General features: G+C 45.0%; 3 protein-coding genes. 2 read left to right on the plus strand and 1 reads right to left on the minus strand.

The annotated features are described in order from the left end of the window. Nucleotides 1-48 precede the first annotated feature (48 nt). Nucleotides 49-7,251, plus strand: a complete 7,203-nt coding sequence (locus tag ACJ751_RS21065) for an RHS repeat-associated core domain-containing protein (RefSeq protein ID WP_407747494.1) — start codon at nt 49-51, stop codon at nt 7,249-7,251. Between the two features lie 19 nt (nt 7,252-7,270). Further along, on the plus strand, nt 7,271-7,720 hold the full coding sequence (locus ACJ751_RS21070) for a hypothetical protein (protein ID WP_407747492.1): 450 nt from the start codon (nt 7,271-7,273) through the stop codon (nt 7,718-7,720). A 59-nt stretch (nt 7,721-7,779) separates the two neighbouring features. On the opposite strand, the gene ACJ751_RS21075 is transcribed toward ACJ751_RS21070, so the two are convergent. After that, entirely contained in the window at nt 7,780-8,658 is an 879-nt protein-coding gene (locus ACJ751_RS21075) for an OmpA family protein (RefSeq protein ID WP_407747493.1), read from the minus strand. Nucleotides 8,659-9,007: the final 349 nt, after the last annotated feature.

Genomic DNA, 9,007 nt, shown 5'->3' on the forward strand with positions numbered 1-9,007 from the left:
ACAGACAAATATCTCGCGGGCGATTTTACCGCCACTGCTGTATTGAAAGTGGAATACGGCCATTCACCGGCCCAGATCTACCAGATAGATTCCATAAAGCTATCGGTTAACTATACAGCTAACGCCGGCAATAAATACAATGCGCTGAATTATTTCACCTTTAACAATGCAGAATATACCCGGATTACCGTGATACGAACGGAGGCGCCCACCACTGTGAACGGCACAAGCTTCGATACCAAACAGGTATTGATGCTTACCAATACCCTGGCCGGTAGCCGATATTACCAGCTAGGCGATAATAAAAAGCCGGTTCTTTCCCACACCAGGCCTGCCGCGAATCCCATAGCAGATGCGGTGCCCGTAAGCTGGACACTGCCTGCGTATACCTATAACAATGCCGTACAGCTGGAATGGACCTGGCTCGATGATCAGATGCAGGACAGCTATATGAGTAACAATGTTATTAATACAGATCTGCTCTTTAAAAACGGCGCTACCCGCATCGATCTGCCGGGAAGCGCAGGCGCAGGAGCGTACAATATTCCTTTATTATATGATGGAACCGGTAAGCTGTATATGCGGGTGCGGGCGATCAATATGATGCCCAGTGGCAGCCGCAGTGATGGTCCCTGGAGCACGGTAGATACGTTTGCCTTCCATGGGCACAACGACAGTTTGAACTGGCAGGCAACCACTACTTATTCCGAAGATGGAAAACGCAAAACGGTGATCCAGTATTTCGATGGTACCCTGCGCTCCCGGCAGATGGTTACAAAAGACAACACCACCGGTCAAACGGTAGTGGCAGAAACCCTGTATGATCTGGAAGGCCGGCCGGCTGTACAGATCCTGCCTGCACCTGGTATCAATAACATCATTACGTATAATAAGAACCTGAATAAATTCAATGGTCAGAATGACAATACCAATCCGGCGGATTATTTTGACTATACCACAACTTCGTCGGGTAATTATGCGACTACGCCGCTGAATGACAGTTTTGGCACAGCCAAATACTACAGTGCCCGCAACCCGGATGCAGCGAATGGTTATCACAAGAACATTCCGGCGGCCAATGGGTATGCCTATACTGTTACCCGGTATATGAACGATGCAACGGGCCGCACTATGCGGCAAAGCGGCATAGGCGATTCGCTCAGTATGGGCAGCGGTCATGAAACAAGGTATTATTATGGAACGCCGGCGCAGGAAGAGCTCGACGCCCTGTTTGGCACCGAAGTGGGCAATTATACCCATTACTTTAAAAACATGGTTCGGGATGCGAACGGACAAATGAACATCAGTTATGTAGACATGCATGCGCGTACCATTGCTACTGCTTTGGCGGGCGATGCAACGCCCAACATGCAGGCGCTTCCCATCAGCGATACCAACCAGTATAAGTTCCAGTCAGGCACCACGCTTACCCGCGACCTGCTTACCAAAGAATCGAACACATTAAAAGGCAATAGTATTGAATCGATCAATACCATTCTGGCGCCTTTAGCCAATACGAATTATGAGTTTACCTACACGCTGAATAAGCAAACACTTACATTACCTACCTGCAGTGGTGGTACCGTAAGCTATGATTGTAAATTTGATCTGCAGATCGCCATAACCGATGAAAGCGGCGACAATAATCCCATTGTTTACACATACACGGGCATTGATAATATTAATTTCAATCAAACAATACCACTCAGTGCCGGATCGTACAGCGTGCGCAAAACGCTTACCATTAACCAGGATTTTCTGGCGCAGTTCATGGCGCAGTACAATACAAACGGGGTAGGGCTTTGCCAGACAAAAGAATCCCTGATAGAAAATATCGTTGCAGCTGATTCAACGGCATCTGGTTGTGCCATTACAAGCCCTGAGTTAACCTGTAACAGTTGTTTGGGATCACTCGGCAACTACAACACCTATCTTTCTAACTATGCCACCAGTCTTGGCAAAACAGTAGGCCAGCTAACGCCTGAACAGGTAAACGATATCAAAAACCAGTATCGAAGCGACTCGGCTTTTTGTATTTCGCTGAACCCGAACAGATCGCATACCCTGGAAACAATCCGGGTGCAAATGCTGAGCGATATGGTGCCTTACAGCGGACAATATGCAACAGAAAGCGGGTCGGGTTCGATGTATAACAGGTACAATATTTTCTCTACAGCCGACCCCACCAAATACCCGCAACCTTATTTTAAAACTCCGCGGAATGAAGCCGGCGTGGCAGATAACTATTATACTTCCTTTGGTAATATAGACGCATCCGTGTCTGCTTCCAGGTTAGGAGCCATGACGAAAGAAACTTTTGAATCGGAATTTGCCGACTCATGGACAGCCTCGTTGCTGCGTTACCATCCTGAATATGCGCGGTTGCAGTATGCCGAGAACTCGCTGCGCAACAGCTTCGATTTCATTGACAGTCTTCAACTGCTTACAACGCCTATAGAGCCGGTGAACAGCGATCCTTTCTTTGCTATTCCGGCGCAGGCTTCCAATAAATTAATTATCACTAATTATGCTACCCCTAACGGGTACGGCATCTGGAAGCTGGCCTATGGTGATGCCGTTGGTTGCAAAGCATATGGATCACCATATGAGCGCGATGCCTGTTATGCCAGTATGCCCGGGCAATTAACGGCTATAGGCACCCCAGTGGACATTATCTACAATGAAATGTCAATAAATACAGTAGAGATAACCGCAGACATTCAGGCAATGGCCTGGAATAAATATAAAGCATTGTACGGGCAGGTGCGTGGCAATATGGTGAATCAATACATCAATACCCAGGCTAATGTTACCGATCCTTTAGATAACCAGGCGTTGTACACACAAGGATTCAGAATTTACTTTCCTGTTAACGATGTGCAGGCAGCGCAAAGCAGCGGCTGGGGTAGCTGGTTCCCGAACGACCAGGGTACGGTTCCAACCGTGAACCTGAATGATTCCATGGCGCTCTATGGTAGTCATTGCGAAAGTTATATAAATGCCTGGCGGCAGGCGCTGTTGAATTGCCCGGCACTAGCAGCAAAAGATGCTGCCACCCGCGAATCCATTCTCAATACCATTACCGGCAGAATGTTGCAGGTTTGTAAGCATGGAACTGATGGCGCCAATCCTTATGGGGCCTCAACCGTGGCGCCCGCTTATAAAAATGCCGCAGACACCAGTTTTGAGCAGATAGTTAACACCGTACTAAGTAATAATGGTATTTCTATCTCTGAATATTGCAATCCCTATGGCATTCAATGGCCGGGGCCGTATGGTAAAAACCCTCCAGTTACCAAACAGGTTATTGGGTTATTGGATACCTGTACCTGTAAACAGTGGGCAAAAATAAAAACAGCCATGAGTGAAGCCGGTTACAATCCATATTTGTTTAACAGTGCCAACGAGTATTTATACAGCAAATATCACGAAACGCTTACGCTTGAATTGTATAATGCTATGGATCATTGCGGGGTGCCTTTCCTGTATAATTGTCCACCTGATAACGGTTGCGTGATGTGCAGGACTGCTGCTCCGCTTTCTACTCCGCCACCGCCTAAACAAACTTGCGACACGCTGTGGGTGTGGCCGCTGTATGGCCCACAACCCAAACCGGAATTCCTGAATTGCGGTTTCGACAGCAGCAATTATCATTGTTACAGCTGCAGCGAGTTTATGAGCCTGGAGGCTTCTTTCTATGCCATATTTAGCAAACATCCGGTGTTGAATGGCGTGGTGCCCGACGACATAATTGTTTGGAACAACCTGTTTGCGCAGTATGTGAATTTCAAAACCGGGCTGCAGCACAACTGGCAATATTATGCCGCCCAATTCAATGCAACGCAATGTGGTATTGGCGGCATCAGTGGCACAGGCGCCGGTTTATCTATTTGCCTGCAACATACCCCGCTTAATGATACCACCGGTCTTGGCCTTCAAATTTCACCATGCCAGGCAGTGCGCGACCGTGCCACATTGAAAGCAACTGCGGAATATGAATACCAGCAACAGCAGGCCCTGGCTACGTTTAAAGCGGCTTATCAGGCAAAATGCATAGCGGCAACAGAAAGTTTTAATGTGAAATATGCCTTTAAAGAATACCATTATACATTGTATTACTACGACCAGGCAGGCGACCTTATTAAAACTGTTCCACCCAAAGGTGTACGACCGAATTATGATGCAGGCTTCCTAAGTGATGTGAAAACCGACCGGCAAAAAATGGAGAATGGATTGGCTTATACCGAAAGAAGGCCGCAACATAGTTTAATAACACGATATTGCTTTAACAGCCTGAACAAATTGGTGTTGCAGAAATCACCCGATGGGGGTAGAAGCAGTTTGTGGTACGACATATTGGGAAGACAGGTGCTGAGCCAGAATGCAAGGCAAAGAGGGCAGGGTAATGTATACAGTTATACGAAATACGATTCATTGAATCGTATTACGGAAGTGGGGCAAATATCCAGCGGTAGTGCCATCACGGACGGCATAGCAAAAAATGAAAGCAGTTTGAAAGGCTGGTATGCCGCTGCGGATAACACCCGCAACCAGGTAACACAAACGCTATATGACATGGGGTACCCGGGTTTTACAGGCCCGTTGCAACCAGTGGTGCAACAAAACCTGCGAAACCGGGTAAGCTATTTACAACTATGGAATAATGTGACGGATAACTATCCGGCTTCCGGCACGTATTACTCCTACGATGTACATGGCAATGTAGACACGCTGGTGCAGGATTTTGGCAACAGCGCAGGAATTGAGAATCCCATGAACCTGAACCAGAGTGGTAACCGGTTTAAGAAGGTCGTATACGATTATGATCTGATCACATCGAAAGTAAAGCAGATAAGCTATCAGCCGGGGCAGGCAGATGCTTATTATCACCGGTACAGCTATGATGCAGAAAACAGGTTAACGGATATGTTCAGTGGCAGGGACAGTGTGATCTTGTTATTATTCCCTGAAAGGGAAGCGCATTACGATTATTACCGGCATGGTGTCCTGGCGCGTACTGCCCTGGGACAGTTGCTGGTGCAAAAACAGGATTACGTATACACCCTGCAGGGCTGGCTGAAAGGCGTGAACCCTGCTATGGGCGGCACCCTGGCCAATGGTACTGATACCACGGAGGCGTCTCCCGTTTCACAAGATGCCTATGCGTATAGTTTGCATTATTTCAGGAACGATTATAAGGCGATCGGTTATACGCCACAAGCAACTTCGGTTTTAAGCGCACTGGGCAACAATGCAGCGCCGTTGTTTAATGGCAATATCGCTGCTATAGCAGTAAATATTCCGAAGCTGGGCGCCAGTAACGTGTATAATTACCATTACGACCAGTTGAACCGGCTGGTGGCCATGGATGCCTATCACGGATTGAATGCACCGGCAGGAACATTTACGCCTTTGAATATAAACGACTACCGGGAAAGGGCGAGCTATGATGCTAATGGAAATATCCTTACCTATAGCCGTTATGGCGACGCCGCCAGAGCTCCTATGGATAGTTTAAAATATTTCTATACAGCAAATACAAATCAATTACACAAAGTGGTCGATGATGCTGCCGATGCATCCGCGGCTAATTACAGCAAGTATAATGATCTCAGACAGGGACAAGCAGACGACAATTACAGGTATGATGCAACAGGCAACCTGATTCAGGATAATGCAGACGGGCTTAGTAATGTTGCCTGGAATGCATATGGTAAAATCACCAGCATAACCAAATCAAGTGGTGTCATACGATATGTGTACGGGCCTGGCGGCCAACGGATCATGGCGCAAACGCCAATAGATACCACTGTGTATGTACATGATGCCGGTGGTAACATATTGAGTGTCTATCGAAAACCCGCAGCAGGTAATTTATCGCAAACCGAAATGCATTTATTCGGCAGCAACAGGCTGGGGATGGCCACACAGCACCTGGCGCTGAATGACACAACGGTTTTATCGGGTGGTTTTTTAACCGGGATTAAAAGTATCTTTACGAGAGGGGAAAAGCTTTTTGAACAGACCAATCATTTAAGCAATGTGCTGGTAACGGTAAGCGATAGAAGAATACAGCATAGCAATGGTACGATCGTAGATTATTATACGCCTGAGGTAATAACTGCGAACGATTACTATCCGTTTGGTATGCTCATGCCGGGCAGGAGGTATACGGCTAATGATAATTACCGGTTTGGATTTAATGGGAAGGAAAATGATGATAATGTGAAGGGGGAAGGAAATCAACAGGATTATGGAATGAGGGTTTATGATCCCAGGGTGGCGAGATTTTTGAGTGTGGATCCACTTACAATAAAATATCCATGGTATACACCATATCAGTTTGCAGGGAATAATCCTGTAAAATTTATTGATCTGGATGGTTTGGAGCCAGCAAATAACCCTAAAACTCCTGGGTTAAATGAGATAAAAGCGATGGAGGTAGTAGATTTTATCCACGATGAGGCAAGTGATAACGATGATGAGGATAATTATTGGAGCAGAAGTCACTGGTTTACCCAGGATAAACAAATCAAGGGTACTTTATCTTGTGGAAAGGGGACTTATGTAAGTGATACCAAAGGTGATCCAAATAACAGGTTCAACTTAAAAGTTTATAATGGTGCTTCATTTTACGTTGATGAATCGCAGGCATCACATACAAACAATTATGAGGCTTTCATTATCGCACGTTTAATGCATAACTTTGTAACAGGTGAAGGCGCGGAAAATTATAATTTTCCAACAAATGGAATTATTAGTTCGAAGTTCTTAGAATCGGATGTTCTCAAAGGGGCCATAGCAGAGTTTGCAAAAGGAAAATCAGTAGTTGATTTTCAGGTTCCTTTTGCGGGAGCTGAATTGGCAAATGATGTCAAAAGAACAGGCTCAGTTTTTAGCAGTATAACTGGATTTACCGGCTCCGGAACTGTTACAATGGTGCCGACGGCTGATGGAGTACAGGTAAAAATTTTTAATATTACAAGTCTGTATTCCGGTGATTTAGGTAAAGATGTTCTTCATATGATGTTTGGTCGTTTTGGGTTAGACAAGGATGATGTTTCTTCAAGATCTTATGTGAGAGAACCAGGTAAATCGACTCCATACGGAAATATAAGTCAAACATACAACCTGTTCATTCCATGGTCAAGCCCGCTGCTTAACGCAGTTCAACCGCATCCATATCCGCGGCCGGGTGAAAAAGAAACATATGAAAATGCTGCATCAAGAATGTGGCAAGGTCTTCATTAGAAAATGATAATTATTTGAAATGATACAGATAGGAAAATTATGCTTGTTCTTTTTATTCTTGTTATTGTGCGCTTGTGCAAATAATGTAAGTCAGAAAAGGGTTTTTAACAAGCAATTAGGAACTTATAAGCTGGATGTAAGTCGTACTTCATTAGGAGTATATGCAATAGATGCTGATAAGTATAAACAATTAAGTATAACTTTTCATTCAGATTCCACTTTTACAATGAATATGAAGGTGCCTTTCATGCATGATAGTATTGGTACCTGGGTTGCCGGAGAAGGAGGCGCTTATGATTATAATCAACTTTATTATAAAAATATTACCTATAATATGAAAGAATTAGGAGAACAGTTTTACCCTCCTTATAAAAAAGATATGGATACAATTTTTTTATTGAATTCAGCCACTCCTGAAAAGGGGTTTGATTTTATAAAAGAGATATATTTTATAAAAACTGGCCGTTAGTAAGAACGCAAATGGCTGTCCGAAATTAACGGACAGCCTTTCTTTTTATAATACTTTATTTACTTACTCGCCGACGAGTTTTGCAACAACTTAAACAACTCATCCAGTTTGGGCGATAAAATGATGTCCGTTCTTCTGTTTTGCGCCCTGCCTTCAGCGCTGCTGTTCGATTGAACCGGTTCAAACTGGCTATGACCCGAAGCAATCACCCTTTCAGGGCTTACTTTATAATCGATCGTCAAAATTCTTACAATAGAAGCGGCCCGTGCCAGGCTCAGGTCCCAGTTATCCTGGTATTTGCCGCGGATAGGAATAGAATCGGTGTGGCCCTCGATGTCAACCGTGATATCGGGGTTCACGTTCAATACTTCGGCCAGTTTATTCAGCGCTTCTTTTCCTTTGGGGTTCACTACCGCACTACCCGAAGGGAACAGCAGATTTTCCTGCAGGCTTACATATACTTTACCATTTTTTGTAGCTACGGTAAGCTCGCTCGACTTGAAGCCATTGAGGGCATTCGCCATCTTCTTTCTGATCTCTTCAATAGCTGCTTTCTGCTGGTCCATCAATGCCTGTAATTGTTCCAGTTTCTTTTTCTGACTAACCAGTTCCTGGCCATTTTTAGCCAGCAGGGATTGTTTGCTGGAGGCGTCGTTGATCAATTTTACTTTTTCCTGGTTCAGGTCGGAGATATCTTTTGACAATTTGTCAATTTCCTGGTCCAGCTCACTAATGCTTTTGCTTTTTGCCTCCACCGATTTTTGCAGGTCCGCTACCTGTTGTTTCAGGTTGCTCACATTCTGGGCGAGCGCCGCGCTGTCGTTTCTGGCAGATTGTAAGGCCGCCTGGGAGGCTTTAAATTTTTTGGTAGGAACACAACTACTCAAAAAGATCAGGGTACCAATGGAGATCTTCGTTACGGTTACTAGTCTGGTCATAAAATATACGGTATACAATTTTTTTTTCAAGTGTATTTGGGACGGTCACATACCGATAAAAATGTGCCAAATTTTTAAAGAGGGGTAATTGCTGCCATAAGTTGCATTAAAAAGCGGTTAGAAAGGGCAAAAAAAGGCCCCCACCAACCTCTCCGCCGGCTGGCGGAGGAGGCAAGGTGGGGGCCATGTATACTGAAAGATGTCAGTTAAATTTTTCTCACCCCGTTCTTTTTTAAATACTCAGCCAGGGCTTTAATGCTGTCGCTGTCGATATAATCAACGCCCAGTTCAATGAGTTTGGCCCAGCCTTCTATGAAATCAGGGGTGTTCCAAATTCTTATTTTTTTGC

Source organism: Niastella sp. (assembly GCF_045805085.1).
GTDB lineage: Bacteria > Bacteroidota > Bacteroidia > Chitinophagales > Chitinophagaceae > Niastella.

What these genes read in the sequence shown, in the direction of transcription:
- ACJ751_RS21070 (WP_407747492.1), top strand. Translation starts at nt 7,271, where the DNA reads ATGATACAGATAGGAAAATTATGCTTGTTCTTTTTATTCTTGTTATTG.
- ACJ751_RS21075 (WP_407747493.1), bottom strand. Translation starts at nt 8,658, where the DNA reads ATGACCAGACTAGTAACCGTAACGAAGATCTCCATTGGTACCCTGATC.